Below are 19,142 nucleotides of genomic sequence, written 5' to 3' on the forward strand. Positions count from 1 at the left end.
TATTTTAGGCGTATTAGGATTTTTCGGATACCAGCAGTTTGTGGTAGCTCCAAAAAATGCTGAGGCAGTAAAAACTTATCTTTCTGCACAGAAAAATCTTACAGAAGGTAAAGATAAAGAAGCTTTAGGTGGAAAATCTGCAGCAAATCCGGGATTTTTAGGTACTTACAACGAGTATTCTTCTACTAAAGTAGGTAAACTGGCTGGTTACAACGCGGCTCTTTTAAAATTCAAGGAAGGAAAATTTCAGGAAGCTTACGATCTGATGGACAAATTTTCTTCAGACAACAAGACTTTAGAGGCAATGAAATATGGTGTAATGGCAGATGCACAGTCTGGTCTGAACAAAAACACTGAAGCTTTAAGCCTTTTAGACAAAGCAGTTTCTGCATCAAATGACCCTTATACAACGTATTATTTTACAAGAAAAGCAGGTATTTTGGCTTTAGGTTTAAAGAAAAATGCAGAGGCTAAAAAATATTTTACTACAATTGACGAAAAATATCAGGATTACGACAACGGAATGTCGGATTCTTACATTGAAATGTCTAAATATTTAAACTAAAACATGGCAACAGTTAATCTTTCAGATTACAAGCCACTTCATATATCCAATGCCGAAGATTTTTCTATCGGCATTGTTTTTTCTGAGTGGAATGACTTTGTAACCTACAACCTCCGTGATGCAGCGCTTGAAATTCTTGAGAAAGAAGGCGTAAAAAAAGAAAACATAAAACTATACTCAGTTCCCGGAGCTTTTGAACTGAATTATGCGAGCATGCAGCTTTGCAAGGAACGTAAGTTTGATGCTGTGATCTCCATCGGATGCGTTATCCGTGGGGAAACGCCTCATTTTGATTTCGTTTGTTCGGCTGTAGCACAGGGAATTAAAGACTGCAATATCCTGACCGACACTCCAACAATTTTCTGCGTTTTAACTGACGATACCAAGGAGCAATCGATCGCAAGAAGTGGCGGCGATCTTGGTAACAAAGGTGTGGAAGCGGCAGTGACGGCTTTAAGAATGATTGATTTTAAAAAGAATCTTTCAGAGAAAAAAGGAGATATAGGTTTTGGGAAATAAAACGGAATATATTTGACTAACAAAGGAGCTTTTACAGCTCCTTTTCTTTTATAAACAATTTATTGTGATCAATTAAATGCGGCACAAACCGGCTTTGATTGTTGGTAATTAAATTGACACTCTCCCTGATTCCAATTCCGGCAGATTCCTGACCGATGACCCAGCTTCCGATGACAGGATAATTTCCTTCAAAATTGGGAAGTTCAAACAACTGCTGATAGATGAAACCGTTTTTGGCATAATCGCCTTCATTTTTCTCTACCAAAACACTGTTTTTGTGCAGGCTTACATTCGCTCCTTCTCTGGAATAAATTGGTTTTTTAACGAAATCCGTCAGAGTTCTCTGTTCAAAATAACACTCCAGAAGATAAGGATGATTTGGATACATTTCCCAGAGAATCGGCAAAATAGCTTTAGAGGAAAGAAGAATTTTCCACGCCGGCTCCATCCATTGAGATCTGAAATTATTTTTAACCAGTTTTTCGCCAAAACCATCATCCAGAATCCATTCGTAAGGATAAAGTTTAAAAATATATTCCATTACACTTCTGTCGGCTGCGATGAATTCTCCGACATCTTCTGCCCAGCCGATGTCCTGAACGGGAATAAACTCTGTTTCAAAACCGGCTTGTGTAGCACAGTCGCGCAGGTATTCCACATTGGTAACGTCTTCAATATTTGTCAGGGAAGCAAAATAAATATAATGCGGATTCATGTACTTTTTAAGATACGTCCAGTAATCCACCAGTTTTTCATGGATTGAATTAAACTGATCTTTTCCCGGAAACATTTCCTGAAGCCAATACCACTGAATCACCGAACCTTCATACAGAGAAGTCGGTGTATCGGCATTGAACTCAAGTAGTTTTAAGTTTTTTCCGTCAAAGCCAAAGTCAAATCTTCCGTAGATCGACGGATGATCTTCTTCCCAGCTCGTCACGATATATTTTCTGAAATATTCAGGAATATTAAACCGGTCCCAAAGGTTTTTATCAATCACATAATCTACAGCTTCAAGACACATCTGCCACAATTCTGCAGTTGCCCGTTCAATTGCATTGATTTCATCCATTGAAAATTCATAGTAATGACTCTCATCCCAATAGAGATCTTCCATAGAATGATAGCCAAAACCAAGGTTTTCAAGCTTATGTTCCCAGTTTTTCCTGAAGGGCGAGGCAATTCTTTTCATTTTTAAATTCTAAGATGATGCACGGAAACCGCTTCTGCCCAGTCCGCCTCTTACTACATTTCCTTTGTGCGTGCTTCTCCCGATATTCGATTTTGAGCTGATGGCATCGCTGTAATATCCTGACCTTTGATAAGCTCCGTTGCTGTAAGCTCCATACGGACGGAAGGCGTGATACAGCAAAAATCCTGTCATAAAACCATGCGTCGGAGAATAGGAAGCTGTGGTATCTGACCGCATATAGACTTTTTTCTCATTTTGCGCCTGTCCTTTTGGTGGTTCCTGCGAGCAGGCGGCAAGAATTCCGGTAACGAAAAGCAGCTTTATAGATTTCGATTTCTTCATTACTGTACGGTGATATAAAATTCGTAATCCTTTTTCACTTTTGTGCTGTGCTCATTTCCGTTTTCATCTTCTACAACCTGCAGAGAGTCTCCCAGCGCAGGAATTGTATCTCTTTTAATAATTTCTCTGAAGAGTTTATTGTCTTTCCAGATTTTGTGTTTGGTAATCAGAACATCAGCGGTATCGATATGCTGTACAGAAAGTTCAGTTTCCACAGAAGATTTTTTGTCTACATTTTGTACCTCATCTTCTTTTTCTTCAGTTTCATCACAAGCCGTGACAGTCATCAAACCAAAAATTAAAAGACATAATTTAAATTTTCTCACTTTAGTTATATTTTTCTACAAAAATATTATTTAAAATTCTAAATTTACCCAAAAAATTACAGATATGAAATGGACGAACGACAGAAGTGACAATGTAGACGACCGGAGAGGCCTCGGCGGCGGCGGAATGGCAGTAGGAGGTGGTCTCGGAACCATTATCATTGCAGCGATTGTTTTCTTCCTGGGAGGCGATCCTTCCGCGATTCTTTCTTCTGGAGGAGGCTCTACGCAGCAAACTGAACAGAGAGAACTTTCAAAAGAAGAACTTAATGTAAGGAGCTTCATTCAGATGATTACCAAAGAGAACGAGCAAACCTGGACGGAGATTTTCGCCGAAAACAATATGCAGTATAAACCTGCAAAAGTAGTGTTGTTTGAGAGTGCAACTTCATCCGGCTGTGGAACGGCACAGGCTGCCATGGGACCTTTTTACTGCCCGGCAGACCAGTCGGTTTATATGGATATGAGTTTCTTTAAAGAACTACAGACAAAGTTCGGAGCCAAAGTCACAGAATTTACGATTGCATACGTTATGGCTCATGAAATGGGACATCACGTACAAAATCTATTAGGTGTTTTAAACGAAACCCACAACGCCAGACAGAGTGGCCGCTATTCTGAATCTGAGCTCAATAAAATTTCTGTAGCCACAGAACTTCAGGCCGATTTTTATGCCGGATTGTGGGCGAGATACTCCAACGAAAGAGAAAGTTTCTTGGAACCTGGTGATCTTGAGTCTGCCGTAGAGGCTGCAGAAGCAGTGGGCGACGATAATATCCAGAAAAGATCTCAGGGATATGTAAATCAGGAGAGTTTTACGCACGGTTCATCTGCACAGCGTAAAGAGTGGTTTATGAAAGGTTATAACTCCGGAGATATTAAGCAGGGAAACACTTTCCAGCAAGTAAGATAACTTTAGAACTTTGATTAAATAATAACCTGCAGCGTTTTTTAAATTCTGCAGGTTTTTATGTTTAAAATTCAATGAAATCTTCTAATCTAAATTTTTATCCACTTGGATATCATTTCAACTCAGAAAACCTGTCATCCAGCTTTTTAATATCTTTCTTTAACTCCGAGAACATCATCTGAATATTTTTTGAATCCCCCAGAAAAGGCTCAAATTCCTCAGGAAATATCCCCGATGCATATTGCCAGATTTCTACAATTTCATCAAACGGAATGTCATAAGGCTCATAGAAAGCATTGTCTGCATATACTGAGACTGCATTTTCTTTTTTAGCTTTAAACCTTTTGTAAGTAATACCGTTGTTGAGCGTTACAAAAACATAGCTTCGGTCAGTTTTCAGATCGTTCAGATTTTCCACATACTTCCCGATAATGTAAGAACCATCTTTAAAAGGCGGCATAGAATCACCATCCGCAGGAAAAGCTCTGTATTTTCCATTAGTAAGAAATGGTAAGGAAATCCTTTGCAGTCCTTCTATATATTCCGGATCGGCATATCCGTTCAGATAACCCATAGAAGCCTTTTGAGGAATAATTTCAATACTTCCGTTTCCTATTTTATCCACCACAACCGGAAGCACAATCCGGTTATCAGGAAGTTTCAACATTTCTTCGAGAGGATATTTCCTGATATCTACTGTGAGAAGTAGGTCAATACTTAAATTAAAATACTTTGAAATTTTAATTAATACCTCATACGGCGGCTCAGAACGACCGTCCTCGTAAGAAACGTATCGTGATCTGGTAATAATTAATGTTTCTGCCAACTCCTGTTGGGTTATCATTTTTTTACCTCTCAAAACCTTGATGTTATCTGAAAAAATTGACATTGTTATAATTTGTAACAACAAATATACGTTATTTGTTTAAAAACGTAACTAATTTTACACCATGAATCGTGCAATTGTACACATGGATATGGATACCTTTTTTGTGTCTTGTGAAAGACTACAAAATAGAGAACTCAAGGGTATACCTCTTATCATCGGAGGCGGCGACCGCGGTGTTGTAGCATCATGCTCCTACGAAGCACGAAAATTTGGTGTACGCTCTGCAATGCCGATCCGCATGGCTCTGAGACTTTGTCCAGATGCGAAAATCATTAAAGGGGATTACGAACTGTATTCAAATCTATCGCACAAGGTTACAGAAATTATTCAGGAGAAAGTTCCGGTAATGGAAAAGGCAAGCATCGATGAATTTTATCTTGATCTCTCGGGGATGGATAAATTCTACGGTTGCTATCAATGGACCAAGGAAATTGCCGAAGCTGTGAATAAAGAAGCCGGCCTTCCCATCAGTTTTGCCCTTTCAACGAATAAAACGGTGTCGAAAATAGGAACCGGAGAATCTAAACCTGTCGGAAGACTGGAGATTAAAGAAATGGAAGTGAAATCTTTTTTAAATCCTCTTTCGGTAAAGAAAATCCCAATGGTTGGCGATAAAACGTTTCAGCTCTTGTCACGAATAGGAATCCGAACCATCCATACCTTATCAGAAATGCCCGTTTTAGTTCTTCAGCAAATGATCGGGAAAAACGGAAAAGAACTCTGGAAAAAAGCCAATGGTATCGACGAAAACCCCGTAGTCCCCTACTCTGAACGAAAATCGGTTTCCACAGAAAGAACTTTTGCGACTGATACGATTGATGTTTTGGAATTAAAAAGAATTCTCAGCGGAATGGCAGAAAAACTCGCATTTCAACTAAGACAGGAAAAATGGATTACCTCAACGATCATGGTGAAAATACGCTACGCCAATTTTGATACGGAAACAAAGCAAAGCCGCGTAGCCTACACGGCCGCAGACCACACTTTATCAAGAGTTGCACTGGAACTTTTCGACAAGCTGTACACGCGGAGAATGAGAATTCGCCTGATCGGATTGCGGTTTACAGACCTCGTTCACGGAAATCATCAGATGAATCTTTTTGAAGATACCGAAGAACAGATGAATCTCTATCAGACGATGGACTATCTCAAAAACCGCTTTGGAACGGATGCCGTGGGCAGAGCTTCAGGTTTTGATTTTGGTCAATAATTAAATTTTAAAATACAATGTTTCTCAACTGTCATTCATATCACAGTCTTCGCTACGGCACTTTATCGGTACAGGAACTGGTAAGGCAGGCTAATGAACTGGGAATTAAAGAATTGGTGATTACAGACATCAATACAGTCACAGCTATTTATGATTTTAAAAAAGAATGTAAAAATGTTGGGATAAAACCCATCGCCGGAATTGAAGTAAGAAAAGAGAACAAACTTCTGTACATCGCCATTGCCAAAGAATTCAGTGGCATTGGTGAAGTCAATAAAACACTCACCGCTCACAATTGCGATGGCATTGAATTGTCTGAAATGGCTCCTGAATTCAAGCAGGTTTTTGTCATTTATCCTTTAAGCAATCTTCCGGAAAATTTAAAAGAAAATGAATTTGTAGGCATCAGAGAAGAAGAATTAAATCTTCTGATCCGTCCGGAGCTTAAAAAACTGATTCCCAAAATGGTGGTGTTGCATCCGGTAACTTTCAGCACCAAAAAAGAGTACAATCTGCACAGAATTTTGAGAGCCATCGATAATAACACGATTCTTTCAAAACTTAATGAAGATGATATCTGCCGGAAATCTGAGTATTTCACTTCTGAATTAAATTTAATAAAATCATTCGTACACTATCCTGAAATTATTAATAACACAACAGAAATTCTCGCAGAATGTCATTTTGAATTCACCTATAAGGAACGGGGAAGCACAGAAAATAAAAACAAAAAATATTATTTAAAATCTCGGGAAGAAGATATAACGCTTTTAAATGCGCTTGCTTATGAGGGATTAGAAAAACGATATGGCTTGGAAGATGAGATTGCCAGAAAAAGAGTTGAAAAAGAGCTGAAAGTTATCGGTGATCTCAATTTTTCAGCCTATTTTCTCATCACTTGGGATATTGTTCAACACAGCAATAAAATGGGTTTTATGCATGTAGGCAGAGGAAGCGGTGCCAACTCCATTGTAAGCTATTGTCTCGGGATTACAGATATTTGCCCGCTCGAGTTGGATTTATACTTTGAACGGTTTTTAAATCTTAACCGCACCGCACCTCCCGATTTCGACCTCGACTGGAGTTGGCAGGACCGTGATGCAATGCTCGAATATATTTTTACAAAGTATGGTAAAGAATATGTGGCTTTCTGCGGAACCAATGTAGAGTTTAAATACAAATCAATTTTTCGTGAGGTTGGGAAAGCTTTTGGCTTGCCGAAAGAAGAACTAGATATTCTTGCCACAAAATCAGTGAACGAGCATCATTCGGATAAAATTGTAAAACAGGTTTATGAATACGGAAAGTTGTTAGAAAAATATCCCAATCAGCGAAGCATGCATGCCTGTGGAATTTTGATTTCTGAGGAGCCCATCACTAATTATACCGCTCTTGAAATGCCGCCAAAAGGATTTCCAATCGTTCAGTTTGATATGTACGTGGCGGAAGATATTGGTTTGGAAAAATTTGATATCCTTTCCCAAAGAGGCCTCGGAACTATTAATGACACCGTAAAACTCATTAAAGAAACACAAGGGATTGATGTTGATATTCGGGATACGACGCTCTCAAAAAATGAATCGGTCTGCAATGAATTTTTAGCTGTCGGGAAAACGATTGGCTGTTTTTATATAGAATCTCCTGCAATGCGTGGCCTTTTGCGAAGATTAAAATGTGAAGATTATATCACACTGGTTGCGGCATCATCCATTATCCGTCCTGGCGTTGCACAAAGCGGAATGATGCGGGAGTATATTTTCCGGCACAATCATCCCGATCAGTTTGAATATTTTCACCCTATTTTTGAAGAGCACCTCAGTGATACGTATGGAATTATGGTATATCAGGAAGATGTTCTTAAAATTGCACAATATTTTGGTGGACTGAGTTTAGGTGATGGTGATATTCTGCGAAGAGCGATGAGTGGAAAAGGAAGATCTCTCTCTGCACTTCAGAAAGTGAAAACGCATTTCTTTAAATCTTGTATAGCAAAAGGACATTCTATTGAACTTACGACTGAAGCTTACCGCCAAATTGAATCTTTTGCGGGATATTCTTTCTGCAAGGCTCACTCGGCTTCTTATGCGGTGGAAAGTTATCAGAGTTTATATTTAAAAGTTTATTATCCTTTAGAATTCATGGTTTCGGTAATCAATAATCAGGGTGGGTTTTACCGTACTGAAGTCTACATCCATGAAGCCAAAATGTCCGGCGGAAATATTCAGCCACCCTGCGTCAATTCAAGTGATTTTGAAACCAGTTTACATGAAAAAAACATTTATTTAGGGTTAATGTTACTCCAAAATCTGGAAACCAAAGTAGCTCACGAAATCGTTTCGGAACGTCAGCAGAATGGCGATTACATATCGCTTGAAGATTTTATCCGCAGAATTGCAATCGGGATAGAATCTGTGCAAACACTTATTTTCATCGGTGCATTCCGGTTTACAGGAAAAGGGAAAAACGAACTTTTGGTGGAAGCCAGATTATTGCTCATTAATTTTAAACCAGAAAACAGAGGTTTAATGCTGATTGAGGAACCTCCACAGGAATACAGACTTCCCGAACTTAAAAGAGATCCTTTTGAAGATGCATTTGACGAACTCGAAATTATTGGATTTCCGGTTTCTTCCACTCCTTTTGATTTGCTTGAAACCAAATACAGAGGCTCGGTTTTCGTGAAAGATCTTTTGAAAAATCACAAAAAACAGGTTAAAATGCTCGCCTATCTTATTTCAAGAAAGCATGTCCCTACTAAAAAAGGAACAATGTTCTTTGGAACATGGATCGATGTCAACGGCGACTATTTTGACACTGCGCATTTCCCAGACAGCTTGAAACAATATGATTTTCAGGGTGGCGGCTGCTATCTTTTACTCGGAACAGTGGAAGTAGATTATCATTTTCCTACGATTACGATTCACAAAATGGCAAAAATGCCGATGATTCCTGATCCCAGATATGCGTATGACAACCGAAAACGGTATGACGCTCACAGATTGGTGCGGGAAGATGTAAGTATGACCTCAAGAAAGCCTTATCCGCAGGAGCATGAAATTGGTTTGCCTAGAAATAAGTTTAAATAAAATTTTAAGATTTCATCAGTTTAAAAAGCAGTCCAAGTTTGTATAAATCGAGATAACGAAGGCTTTTGTTGCCTTTCAGAAGATTTTTCTCTAATAAGTTTGTGGAAATTTTAAAAAAGAAAATTACTAAATTATTAAAAGGGAAAAAGTTTAATTTTTCGAATGCTTTTACAAGTTTAATACCTGATATTCTGTTTTTTACAGCATCGGTTTTCAACATCGCAGAAACACTGGCTACAGATTCTTTTACTTTTTCTAAATATACCTCGTTGGCTTCAACATCGTTATTTAAAACCGGATTTTCAATGTGATGAATATTAATGTTTTCAGATTTCAAATCCATCGCAAAAAGTAAGTCTTCATAACCGTAATTGCTGTAAGAAACATTAAAAGGTATTTTGTCTAAAACTTTCTTTCTGATCACAAAATTATTGGTCTGAAAACTTAAATAAGGATGAGATTTTCTTTCCTCAACCGAAAGATTTTCCCTTTCTACAGCAAATTTCCAGCGTAAAAGATGTTTCTGATCAGGAATTTCTGTGGGAACTTTTCTTCCGCCATACAAAGCGTCGGTAAGAGAATTTTGTGAAAGAAAATTGATGTAATTTCTGAGAAAATTTTCCTGAATTAATTTCCCGTCACAGTCTAAAAAAAGAAGATATTCTCCCTGAACATAATTCAAAAAAAGATTCCTGATTTTTGACCTTCCCACATTTTCATCAAGTGGAACAAACACATTTACAACATTTTGAATTTCAGAATTTAAACTAAAAAATTGCCTGTCAGAAAAATCATCAATTAAAATAATTTCGGCAGAGAGGTTTTGGCTTTCGATTTCGTTTTTCAATCCGTAAACCAATTCACGAACATCAAAATTATAAACAGGAATACAGACCGAAAGTTTTATCATTATTTTTAAATCTTTTCCACAATCCGCATTACTTTGAGCTCTTCCAGACAAGCCCAGTCACCGCGGTAGCATTCTTTGTCACCAAAAACAGAGCACGGGCGGCAAGATAAATCCGAAACCTGAACGACATCATTTTCACTTTGTCCGAAGCCTAAAAATCCCGCCAAAGGATGTGTAGAACCCCAGATTGAGATACACCGTGTACCTACAACGCTTGCCAGATGCATGTTGGCAGAATCCATGGAAATCATCAGTTCGAGTTCGGATATTTTTTTTAATTCTTCCGAAAGACTCAGTTTTCCGGCAAGACTTTCTGTATTGGGAATCTGGCTTTCCCATGATTTTAAGGTTTCTGTTTCACTTTGACCGCCTCCAAAAAAGTAGATTTTATACTTTTGGGCAAGAATTTTTACCAGCTCAAAAGATTTTTCAAGAGGCATCATTTTTCCCTGATGCTGTGCAAAAGGGGCAAATCCTATTCCCGATTTTTCGGTGGTTAGAGGTCTTAACTGATGTGAAAGTTCGAGCTTAAAACCCATTTCCCTAAAGACATCTGCATATCTTTCAACCGTTAATTTCAACTGCTTTTTATTGAGATTCCAGACGTCTGTAAGATGTTCTTTCTCTTCTTTTCCTTTGTTGATTTTAAAGACTTTTAGACCCCTTCGTTTATATATTTTGTCAAGGATTTTTGTACGGATGACATCATGCAGATTAGCGATAAAGTCTGGCTGAAACTCTCGCTGAAGTTCGTTCGCCAACCGTCTCAATCCGAAAAAGCCTTTATAATCATCAAGATCTACTCCTTTGAATTTAACATTCTGAATATCAGAAAACAAACTCTCAAAATTACTTCGGGAAACCATTACAATTTCAACATCAGGATTCTGCTCAAGAAATTCTCTGAATACAGGAACCGTCATGGCAACATCTCCAAATGCGGAAAAACGGTATGCTAAAATTCTGGTCACAACTAAGATTTCAACTGATAAGCTACTGCGTAAAATTTAATTTGTTTGGTCATTGCCATTAAACCATTGGCTCTGGATGGCGAAAGAAATTCCTGAAGACCAATCTCTGAAATAAATTCAAAATCTGAATCCAAAATTTCCTTCGTGGAATGGCCACTGTAAATACTCACTAAAAGAGATACAATTCCTTTCGGCAAAATACCGTCTGAATCTGCATTAAAGAACAGTTTTCCATCTTTAAATTCTGCATCGATCCACACTTTGCTTTGGCAGCCTTTAATAAGATTATCATCTCTTTTTTTATCTTCCGCAAGACCTTTCAGTTCTTTTCCGAGATCGATAATGTATTCATATTTTTGCTCCCAATCTTCCAGAAAAGCAAATTCATCAATGATTTCCTGCTGTTTTTCTTTAATGGTCATTCTATACTTTCTTTATGCAAAGATACTAAATTTAGAAAAGAAGCGCGTTTTCAACAACATTTAACAGTTTGATTTCTTCTTTTTCCCAGCAAAGAATATCTGCAGCTTTGTTCAGTTCAGACTGATAATTGTTTCGTCCCATATTCAAAACTTTTGTAATGGCAAATGCAATGTTTTCAGGTTCATGATTTTCGATGATTTCGCCAACATTAAACTGGTTTTTAATGCCTTCCAATTCAGGCAAACCAGACATAATTAAAGGAACCCTTGCCTGAATACAGTCTAAGACCTTGTTGGGAAGCGAATAAAAATAACTTTCGCCGCCGTTTTCTTCGATACTCATTCCGCAATCAGCTGCCAAAGTTATTTTTCTAAGATCATCGGGATGAAGTTTTCCTAAAAACTGAACTTTATCATACAGATTTTCTTTGATTACGAGCTCTTCATATTCTTTTTTCCGTGGTCCATCGCCGGCAATTTTAAAAATAACATCATCTAAATGGCGCATCGCCAAAATCGCCTTATCAATTCCTCGAAAAGGATTGATTGCTCCCTGATACAAAAGAATTTTGGGATTGTTTTCCGGAATTTCAAAATTAAAATTGATTTTTCTCGGTGCATTTTGCACAACGACAGGTTTGACGCCATATTTTTTGCTGAACCAATTGGCGTAACTTCCGCTTGCCGTAATCATCAGTTTTATCTTCGGAACCAGTTTCTTTTCTAAAAAGCGCCAAAGTTTTTGTGAAGCCTTACCTTTAATTGCAGGCATTTCAGAGAATATTTCATGACTGTCAAAAATCAGTGGGACGTTTAATTTTTTTGAAATTAAATAATTCGGAAGCAGAGCATCAAGATCATTGGCATATAAAAGAGTATGACTGTCTGCTTTTTGTTTTAAAAGACGGTGTAATTTCCAGTTAAATTCAAAATAAGCAGTTTTCAGGCTTTTAGAAATCAAAGGAATTCTGACAAAAGGATATAGTCTTGTCATTTTTTCGGCACCGTTCCAGTCATTCCCTATCAGTTCAATTTCGTAACCATTTTCGTGTAATGTTTTGCAGATTTTTTCAATCCTCTGATCAGTATATAAGTTGCTGAAAGCTGAAATGATGATTTTCTTTTTCATGCTATTTCTTTTTCCCGATGATAAGGTAATAAATCTGCACAAAACAAATAATACCATTGGGAATGATCACAGGCCAAAGCATTCCGCTAAAGATTCCATAGATCACAAAACAGATGCAGCCAATCAGATTGACGATTCTTATTTTAGTAAGATCTTTAAGAATGAAGCTTAAAACAATGAAAAAAGAAGCGGCATAGCCTATGTAAGATGCTAATTCTGGGCTCATGAGGAAAATTAAGAAAAACAAACTTAGTCATTTTCAATAAGATAAAAAACTAATTTCTGCCATAAAGTCAGACATTGTTTTTTGGTAAAATATTTGTAACTTAGATATTGAATAAATGGCAATGGTGCATTTATTCTAATGAGTTATATTATGGATTACAAGTTTTCACAAGGTTTGAGCCAGGTGTTCAAACAAAGCAAGAGCGAAGCGAGAAGGCTGAAAAGTGAATTTCTAAATACAGAACATCTCCTTTTGGGGATATTAAAAACAGAAAACTCTGCGAAAGAAATCCTTCAAAACCTCAATGCGGATCTCACACAAATAAGAAGAAAAATTGAAACTTTAAATGCTTCAGGTATCAATCCTCTGTCTGAGGAAGTTCCCAATATTTCGTTTACAAAGATGGCCGACCACGCAGTAAAACGTGCCGAGCTGGAGTGCAGACAATACAAAAGCAATGAAATTAATACCGTTCATCTTCTTTTAGGTATTCTTTATAAATATGAAGATCCTACATCAAATGTTCTGGGAGCTCACGAAATCGACTATGAGGGTGTTTCTAAAGAATATCAGACAATGCTGAAGAATTCAGGGCAGGCACCGCAAATGAGTGCTTATGACGATGATGAAGAGAGAGAAGACTTCGAGCAGATGAGAAAGCCAACCGGAAATCTGGGTACAGGTAAAAGCAAAACACCAACACTGGATAATTTCGGAAGAGATTTAACATCATTGGCAAGAGACGGAAAATTAGATCCGGTAATCGGTCGTGAGAAAGAAATTGAAAGGGTTTCTCAGATTTTATCGAGAAGAAAGAAAAATAATCCTTTGCTGATTGGTGAGCCTGGTGTTGGTAAATCTGCCATCGCTGAAGGTTTAGCCTTAAGAATTCAGCAGAAGAAAGTTTCCAGAGTTCTCTTTGGTAAAAGGGTAATCACTCTGGACCTTGCGAGTTTAGTTGCCGGTACAAAATACCGTGGTCAGTTTGAAGAAAGAATGAAAGCCATCATGACGGAACTGGAAAAAAACCGTGATGTGATTTTATTTATTGACGAGCTGCACACAATCGTAGGCGCAGGAAGTTCTACGGGAAGTCTTGATGCTTCCAATATGTTTAAGCCTGCTTTGGCAAGAGGCGAAATTCAATGTATTGGTGCGACCACTCTTGACGAGTACCGTCAGTATATTGAGAAAGATGGTGCTTTGGAAAGAAGATTCCAGAAAGTAATGGTAGAACCTACGAATGTGGAGGAAACTATTCAGATTCTAAATCAGATTAAAGATAAATATGAGGATCATCACAATGTTGTGTACACCGACGAAGCAATTCTTGCGTGTGTAAACCTGACCTCAAGATATATTACAGACCGATTTTTACCGGATAAAGCGATTGATGCGATGGATGAAGCAGGATCCCGTGTTTATATTAAAAACATGAAAGTTCCTACCGAAATCATTGATTTTGAAAAGAAAATCGAAGACATCAAAGAAATGAAGCAGAAAGCGGTAAAAGCGCAGGATTATCTGGAAGCCAGAAAACTGAAGGATGAAGAAGAGCGTTTGCAGATGGAACTGAATTCTGCTCAGGATCAATGGGATAAAGACGTTAAAGAGAAAAAAGAAGTTGTTTCTGAAGAGAGCGTTGCCGAAGTTGTTTCTATGATGAGTGGCGTTCCCGTAACGAAAGTGGGTAAAAACGAATTGGATAAACTGGCCGGAATGGACAGTAACCTGAACGGAAAAGTAATCGGACAGGAAGACGCTGTGAAAAAGGTAGTGAAAGCTATTCAAAGAAACAGAGCCGGACTGAAAGATCCAAACAGACCAATCGGAACCTTCATTTTCCTTGGAACAACCGGTGTTGGTAAGACCGAGCTGGCAAAAGTAATGGCCAGAGAACTTTTCGATTCTGACGAAGCATTGATTAGAATTGACATGAGTGAATACATGGAGAAATTTGCTGTTTCAAGATTGGTTGGTGCGCCTCCGGGATACGTTGGATACGAGGAAGGTGGACAATTAACGGAAGCGGTAAGAAGAAAGCCTTATGCAGTTGTTCTTTTGGATGAGATTGAAAAGGCACACCCAGATGTATTCAATATCCTGTTACAAATTTTAGATGAAGGTCATGTAACTGACAGTTTAGGAAGAAAAATTGACTTTAGAAATACAATTATCATTCTTACTTCAAACATCGGAACCAGAGATATCAAAGACTTTGGTGATGGTGTAGGATTTGGAACGAATGCGAAGAAAACAAATTCAGATTCAAGAACAAGAAGTACAATTGAGAATGCGCTTAAAAAGGCATTCGCTCCTGAATTCCTGAACAGAATTGACGATATCGTTATCTTCAACTCTCTTGAAAGAACTGATATTTCTAAAATTATCGACATCGAATTGGCTAAATTGTATTCAAGACTTGAAAAATTAGGTTATAAAGTAGATTTAACTACCGAAGCCAAAGATTTCATTTCAGAAAAAGGTTGGGACAAAGATTTTGGTGCAAGACCATTGAAGAGAGCAATTCAGAAATACATTGAAGACTTATTGGCAGAAATGTTGGTAAACAAGCAATTATCTGAAGGCGAAACAGTTACTTTGGATGTAAATGAAGGTAAAGACGGATTGGAAGGCAAAAGCCAAAAGACTAAAAAGTCTGCTGAGAAATCTCAGTCATAAAAAGTTTAACAAATCAAACAGTAAGGCACCGAAAAACATCGGTGCTTTTTTATTTCACAGCATGAACACTAAAATGAATTTCCTATTTTTGTGAAACAGGAACCTCTATGAAAAAAATAATTCTGATTGAAGACGAAACCAGCGTAGTTTCTTTCATTAAAAAAGGACTTCAGGAAAACGGATACGAAATTTCGGTGGCATTTGACGGCCTCACCGGAGCTAAACTCGTGAAGGAAAACGATTTTGACCTTGTCATTTTAGACATTATGCTTCCTGAAATGAATGGGTTGGAAGTTTGCAAAGAGATCAGAAAAACCAATAAGCATGTTCCGATATTATTTTTAACGGCACTCGGAACATCTGAAAATATCGTTCTCGGTCTTGAAAGCGGCGGAGACGATTATCTGGTAAAACCATTTAAATTTATCGAACTGGTTGCGAGGATAAAATCACTTCTGAGAAGAAGTAACAAAGGTTCGTCGTCAGATTCAGAGGAAGATGATGTGCAAAACGGACATATTTACCAGTTTTCGGATCTCAGTCTGAATGATTATACCAAAAAAGTAGTCCGTGCAGGAGAAGAAGTTTCGCTTACTTCTACTGAATTCAAATTGCTCCTCTATTTTCTGAATAATCCTGAAAAAGTAATTTCCCGTGCAGAAATTCTCGATGCCGTCTGGGGCGTTAATTACGAAATGGGAACCAATGTTGTGGATGTGTACGTAAATTATCTCCGCAAAAAAGTAGACACTCAGGAAGACAACAAACTTATTCACACGGTGATCGGGATGGGATATGTTTTAAAAAAAGCTTAAAAAAATGTTCAACAAAGTAATAAATAATCAAACCAAAACAATGATTCTTCTGATGGTCGTTTTTACAACCATTATTTTTCTGTTTGGTGGTTTGGTATATTATTCCATTGTTAATTTTTCTCATCAAAGATTTTACGAATTACTAAAAATAAGAACCACTACGATTGTTCAGATTGAAAAGAGCAAAAAACAACTTGACATTCCCGAAAATCATATTCTCAACAGCCTGAATGACGAAGAACTTCCGATGGAAAGAGATTATGTCTTTTCTGTTCCGGAGGATTCAAATTTTAAAAAAATATCTTCTGAAGTACATATTCCTGATACTTTTTTTAAGAATATCATCAGAAAAGGTGAGGCAAACTACAACGACAACGAGTTTTATTACATCGGGCAGAGTTTTAAATACAACAACAGAAGTTATATTGCGATCGCATCGGCAAAAAACCATTACGTCGTTTATTATTTAGGATTCTTGAAGCGAACTTTAATTACCTGCATGGTTCTGTCAATGTTTTTCAGCATGATTTTTTCGTTTTATCTGTCTAAAACTTTATTTAAACCCATCTTAAAAATCACAGGAAAAGTAAAAGAAATCAGCTCCGAAAATTTACATTTAAGACTCGAACCTCAAGCGGGAAACAAAGAACTGAATGAACTTGTAGATACTTTCAACACGATGCTCACAAGGCTTGAAACTTCTTTTGAAACTCAAAACCATTTGATTGGAAATGTTTCCCATGAACTCAGAACGCCACTAACTTCGATTATGGGCGAGGCAGATGTGGCTTTATCGATCAGCAGAAGTGCTCAGGAGTACAAGGAAACTTTAGAAATTATTCTGGACGAAGCTGAAAAATTAGACAAAAAAATAAAAGCTCTTCTTCTTATTGCCCAAACCGGATTCGACGGTAAAATTCAGAAAATTGATAAAGTAAGAATAGATCAGCTGATTTGGGATGCCATCGAAACCATCAGAAGAATGGATGCGCGAAACAATATTTATCTCGACATCAGCATGCTGCCGGACAATCCCAAAAAACTTAAAATTTCCGGTAACGAGCAGCTGCTGCATCTTGCAGTGACCAATATTATCAATAACGGCTGTAAATATTCCAATTTCCAGCAGGTAAAAGTATCGTTGGGAGCTACTGATACAGATGTTTACATCATAATCAAAGATATCGGAATCGGTATTCCCGAATCTGAAATGCATAAAATCTACGACCCCTTTTTCCGTGCATCCAATACAAAAAATTACGAAGGCTACGGCATAGGATTGCCTCTGGCAAGAAACATTGTGAGAATGCACAACGGCGAATTGATTGTGAGTTCGTTCGAAAATCAGGGAACGACAGTTCAGCTTAGATTCCCTACGTTATACACCACTTTAAAGAATGAGGAAACACAGATTTAGCAAATTTCTTTGAAATTCTAATCCCATTTTAATCCTTTTAACTACATTTTAATTCCTTTCCAAAAGGCTTCTAATAACATGATCATAATTTTGTAGAGTAAATAAATCTTTTACTAACTAAATCTACAGATTATGAGCAAGACCATTTTAATAGCCACCGATTTTTCGCTGGAGTCTTTAAATATAATGAAGAAAGTTTTAAGAGAAAAAAATTCTTCACACGACAGCGGACAGTTTAAAATCTTATTGGTATCAGGTTACGACGCCGGAGATTCCATCAGAGATTTGCTGTTTAACAATAAAGGCAAAATTTTAAGCAAAATCAGATCTGCGGAGTTTTGCGAAGCTTTAAGCATCATCAAAAATAAATATCCTGATCTGGTAAGCAAGATTACGTGCGACATTTTTACAGGATACTTCCAGAGAACATTCGATCAGTACCTCAAAGCGGCTGATGTGGAGGAAGCCTACTACTCTGAATCGTTAAAGGAAATCAATCACAGCGGAAAGTTTGATATTGTTCCTTTTCTGAAAAAGACAGATTTAATTGAAGCAAAGGAAATCAAAGTTATTACACCGGACTTCATGCCTGAAAAAGGAAAAATTGCAGAAGTTTTTGTAGAAGTTTAAATGAAGGTTTAATTATTAAAAGAATTAAAAAATGTTAAGGAATTATAGCAGCAGCCGAACGCTCAAGGAAAATATACAGTTAGGAACGCTGACTGCCTTTGTGGCAGGTACTATAAACATTGCCTCTCTGTTAATATTCCTATCGTTTACCTCCAACGTAACGGGTCACTATGCCGTCTTTGCGGCTGAAATAAGTAAAGGCAACTGGTCTCAGGTTCTGATAGCCGGACTGTGGATTTTCATGTTCTTTTTTGGAAGTTTTGTATCCAATCTTTCGGTGATCAACCTTCACAGAAAAAGCAAGTATCTGGCGCATTCCATCCCATTGATTCTGGAAATAATCTGTTTAATGGCAGTCGGAATTTACGGACAGCTGTATTATCAGAAGACACTTGAGGAAGCGGAAGTGTTAGTCGGAATAATGCTTTTCGCAACCGGTTTACAAAATGGTCTGACGGCAAGTATCTCAAATTTTTCAGTGAAAACAACACACCTTACAGGTACTACCACTGATTTGGGAATCCTGACTTCAATGTTCACACAGAAAAGATTCAGAAAAAACCCTGAGATGGTTGCTAAGGCCAAACTTCTCTGGAGCATTATGCTAGCCTACGTCTGTGGAGCCGTATTTTCCGGATTAACCTATTATATTTTGGAATTCAGAGTGTTTTATGTCATCAGCGCATGTCTTGCTGTGGTGATTGGATATGATTTTTACAAAATAAATATCAGACACTTCAGAACCAATTACAGATATTCAAAAATTTACAAAAGCCCTAACCTGATGTCTGAACTGTATGACGCATTGCACGGCAGTGCAGCAGTAGAAAAACCAAGAAAAAGAAAAGAAAAGTCTAAACTTGTTCTTGAAGAAAAATTGATGTAATATTTTCAAAAACAC

The 19,142-nt window shown here is 37.6% G+C and carries 19 protein-coding genes; 10 read left to right on the top strand and 9 right to left on the bottom strand.

Going from position 1 to position 19,142, the window contains the following annotated elements; translation table 11 throughout:
- Positions 1 to 565, top strand: a 565-nt coding sequence (locus IC610_RS11055; RefSeq protein ID WP_191736912.1) for a YfgM family protein, incomplete at its 5' end; no start/stop codon positions are given.
- Between the two features lie 3 nt (positions 566 to 568).
- Positions 569 to 1,084: a 6,7-dimethyl-8-ribityllumazine synthase gene (ribH, locus tag IC610_RS11060; protein ID WP_191736913.1), complete on the top strand. Its 516-nt coding sequence runs from the start codon at positions 569 to 571 to the stop codon at positions 1,082 to 1,084.
- A 31-nt stretch (positions 1,085 to 1,115) separates the two neighbouring features.
- Here the strand turns inward: ribH and IC610_RS11065 are convergent, their stop codons facing one another.
- The 3 genes from IC610_RS11065 to IC610_RS11075 are packed head-to-tail and all read right to left on the bottom strand — an operon-like array spanning position 1,116 to position 2,944.
- A complete protein-coding gene (locus IC610_RS11065) occupies positions 1,116 to 2,276 on the bottom strand; it encodes a glutathionylspermidine synthase family protein (protein ID WP_191736914.1) in 1,161 nt (386 codons plus the stop codon).
- 9 nt (positions 2,277 to 2,285) lie between these two features.
- On the bottom strand, positions 2,286 to 2,618 hold the full coding sequence (locus IC610_RS11070) for a hypothetical protein (RefSeq protein ID WP_191736915.1): 333 nt from the start codon (positions 2,616 to 2,618) through the stop codon (positions 2,286 to 2,288).
- Complete coding sequence (locus IC610_RS11075; protein ID WP_191736916.1) at positions 2,618 to 2,944, bottom strand: hypothetical protein; 327 nt, start codon at positions 2,942 to 2,944, stop codon at positions 2,618 to 2,620. The genes IC610_RS11070 and IC610_RS11075 overlap by 1 nt, the downstream gene beginning before the upstream one ends.
- A 64-nt stretch (positions 2,945 to 3,008) precedes the next feature.
- On the opposite strand from IC610_RS11075, the gene ypfJ reads away from it, so the two are divergent.
- The gene (gene ypfJ, locus IC610_RS11080; protein WP_191736917.1) at positions 3,009 to 3,857 is read left to right on the top strand and encodes a KPN_02809 family neutral zinc metallopeptidase; all 849 of its coding nucleotides are present in this window, start codon (positions 3,009 to 3,011) and stop codon (positions 3,855 to 3,857) included.
- Between the two features lie 109 nt (positions 3,858 to 3,966).
- On the opposite strand, the gene IC610_RS11085 is transcribed toward ypfJ, so the two are convergent.
- Entirely contained in the window at positions 3,967 to 4,743 is a 777-nt protein-coding gene (locus IC610_RS11085) for an XRE family transcriptional regulator (protein WP_191736918.1), read from the bottom strand.
- A gap of 61 nt (positions 4,744 to 4,804) precedes the next feature.
- Between IC610_RS11085 and dinB the strand changes: the two genes are divergently transcribed.
- Entirely contained in the window at positions 4,805 to 5,953 is a 1,149-nt protein-coding gene (dinB, locus tag IC610_RS11090; protein ID WP_191736919.1) for a DNA polymerase IV, read from the top strand.
- 17 nt (positions 5,954 to 5,970) lie between these two features.
- Entirely contained in the window at positions 5,971 to 9,039 is a 3,069-nt protein-coding gene (locus IC610_RS11095) for a DNA polymerase III subunit alpha (RefSeq protein WP_191736920.1), read from the top strand.
- 4 nt (positions 9,040 to 9,043) lie between these two features.
- Here IC610_RS11095 and IC610_RS11100 read toward each other — a convergent pair whose 3' ends face one another.
- From IC610_RS11100 to IC610_RS11120, 5 genes are read right to left on the bottom strand one after another with little or no spacing between them, the layout of a single operon-like run.
- Complete coding sequence (locus IC610_RS11100; protein WP_194698917.1) at positions 9,044 to 9,949, bottom strand: glycosyltransferase family 2 protein; 906 nt, start codon at positions 9,947 to 9,949, stop codon at positions 9,044 to 9,046.
- 5 nt (positions 9,950 to 9,954) lie between these two features.
- Positions 9,955 to 10,920, bottom strand: coding sequence for a glycosyltransferase family 9 protein (locus tag IC610_RS11105; protein ID WP_317173408.1), 966 nt, complete (start codon positions 10,918 to 10,920; stop codon positions 9,955 to 9,957).
- Between the two features lie 2 nt (positions 10,921 to 10,922).
- Positions 10,923 to 11,342: a SufE family protein gene (locus tag IC610_RS11110; protein ID WP_191736921.1), complete on the bottom strand. Its 420-nt coding sequence runs from the start codon at positions 11,340 to 11,342 to the stop codon at positions 10,923 to 10,925.
- Between the two features lie 31 nt (positions 11,343 to 11,373).
- Complete coding sequence (locus tag IC610_RS11115; RefSeq protein WP_191736922.1) at positions 11,374 to 12,471, bottom strand: glycosyltransferase; 1,098 nt, start codon at positions 12,469 to 12,471, stop codon at positions 11,374 to 11,376.
- 1 nt (position 12,472) lies between these two features.
- The gene (locus IC610_RS11120) at positions 12,473 to 12,697 is read right to left on the bottom strand and encodes a uroporphyrinogen decarboxylase (RefSeq protein WP_191736923.1); all 225 of its coding nucleotides are present in this window, start codon (positions 12,695 to 12,697) and stop codon (positions 12,473 to 12,475) included.
- A gap of 150 nt (positions 12,698 to 12,847) precedes the next feature.
- On the opposite strand from IC610_RS11120, the gene IC610_RS11125 reads away from it, so the two are divergent.
- From IC610_RS11125 to IC610_RS11145, 5 genes are all read left to right on the top strand, one after another.
- Positions 12,848 to 15,379 carry an ATP-dependent Clp protease ATP-binding subunit gene (locus IC610_RS11125; protein WP_191736924.1) on the top strand — a complete coding sequence of 844 codons (2,532 nt, stop codon included), beginning with the start codon at positions 12,848 to 12,850 and terminating at the stop codon, positions 15,377 to 15,379.
- Between the two features lie 107 nt (positions 15,380 to 15,486).
- Positions 15,487 to 16,194 carry a response regulator transcription factor gene (locus IC610_RS11130; RefSeq protein ID WP_191736925.1) on the top strand — a complete coding sequence of 236 codons (708 nt, stop codon included), beginning with the start codon at positions 15,487 to 15,489 and terminating at the stop codon, positions 16,192 to 16,194.
- Between the two features lie 4 nt (positions 16,195 to 16,198).
- A complete protein-coding gene (locus IC610_RS11135; RefSeq protein WP_191736926.1) occupies positions 16,199 to 17,611 on the top strand; it encodes a HAMP domain-containing sensor histidine kinase in 1,413 nt (470 codons plus the stop codon).
- A 132-nt stretch (positions 17,612 to 17,743) separates the two neighbouring features.
- Positions 17,744 to 18,241, top strand: a complete 498-nt coding sequence (locus IC610_RS11140) for a hypothetical protein (RefSeq protein ID WP_191736927.1) — start codon at positions 17,744 to 17,746, stop codon at positions 18,239 to 18,241.
- 31 nt (positions 18,242 to 18,272) lie between these two features.
- A complete protein-coding gene (locus IC610_RS11145; protein WP_056082843.1) occupies positions 18,273 to 19,127 on the top strand; it encodes a YoaK family protein in 855 nt (284 codons plus the stop codon).
- The last annotated feature ends 15 nt before the right edge of the window (positions 19,128 to 19,142 follow it).

Source organism: Chryseobacterium caseinilyticum (assembly GCF_014837145.1).
In the GTDB taxonomy this organism is placed as follows: domain Bacteria; phylum Bacteroidota; class Bacteroidia; order Flavobacteriales; family Weeksellaceae; genus Chryseobacterium; species Chryseobacterium caseinilyticum.

Excerpts from the sequence above, each read along its gene's own strand:
- ribH (WP_191736913.1), top strand. The coding sequence starts at position 569 with ATGGCAACAGTTAATCTTTCAGATTACAAGCCACTTCATATATCCAAT.
- IC610_RS11065 (WP_191736914.1), bottom strand. The coding sequence starts at position 2,276 with ATGAAAAGAATTGCCTCGCCCTTCAGGAAAAACTGGGAACATAAGCTT.
- IC610_RS11070 (WP_191736915.1), bottom strand. The coding sequence starts at position 2,618 with ATGAAGAAATCGAAATCTATAAAGCTGCTTTTCGTTACCGGAATTCTT.
- ypfJ (WP_191736917.1), top strand. The coding sequence starts at position 3,009 with ATGAAATGGACGAACGACAGAAGTGACAATGTAGACGACCGGAGAGGC.
- IC610_RS11085 (WP_191736918.1), bottom strand. The coding sequence starts at position 4,743 with ATGTCAATTTTTTCAGATAACATCAAGGTTTTGAGAGGTAAAAAAATG.
- dinB (WP_191736919.1), top strand. The coding sequence starts at position 4,805 with ATGAATCGTGCAATTGTACACATGGATATGGATACCTTTTTTGTGTCT.
- IC610_RS11095 (WP_191736920.1), top strand. The coding sequence starts at position 5,971 with ATGTTTCTCAACTGTCATTCATATCACAGTCTTCGCTACGGCACTTTA.
- IC610_RS11100 (WP_194698917.1), bottom strand. The coding sequence starts at position 9,949 with ATGATAAAACTTTCGGTCTGTATTCCTGTTTATAATTTTGATGTTCGT.
- IC610_RS11110 (WP_191736921.1), bottom strand. The coding sequence starts at position 11,342 with ATGACCATTAAAGAAAAACAGCAGGAAATCATTGATGAATTTGCTTTT.
- IC610_RS11115 (WP_191736922.1), bottom strand. The coding sequence starts at position 12,471 with ATGAAAAAGAAAATCATCATTTCAGCTTTCAGCAACTTATATACTGAT.
- IC610_RS11120 (WP_191736923.1), bottom strand. The coding sequence starts at position 12,697 with ATGAGCCCAGAATTAGCATCTTACATAGGCTATGCCGCTTCTTTTTTC.
- IC610_RS11125 (WP_191736924.1), top strand. The coding sequence starts at position 12,848 with ATGGATTACAAGTTTTCACAAGGTTTGAGCCAGGTGTTCAAACAAAGC.
- IC610_RS11130 (WP_191736925.1), top strand. The coding sequence starts at position 15,487 with ATGAAAAAAATAATTCTGATTGAAGACGAAACCAGCGTAGTTTCTTTC.
- IC610_RS11135 (WP_191736926.1), top strand. The coding sequence starts at position 16,199 with ATGTTCAACAAAGTAATAAATAATCAAACCAAAACAATGATTCTTCTG.
- IC610_RS11140 (WP_191736927.1), top strand. The coding sequence starts at position 17,744 with ATGAGCAAGACCATTTTAATAGCCACCGATTTTTCGCTGGAGTCTTTA.
- IC610_RS11145 (WP_056082843.1), top strand. The coding sequence starts at position 18,273 with ATGTTAAGGAATTATAGCAGCAGCCGAACGCTCAAGGAAAATATACAG.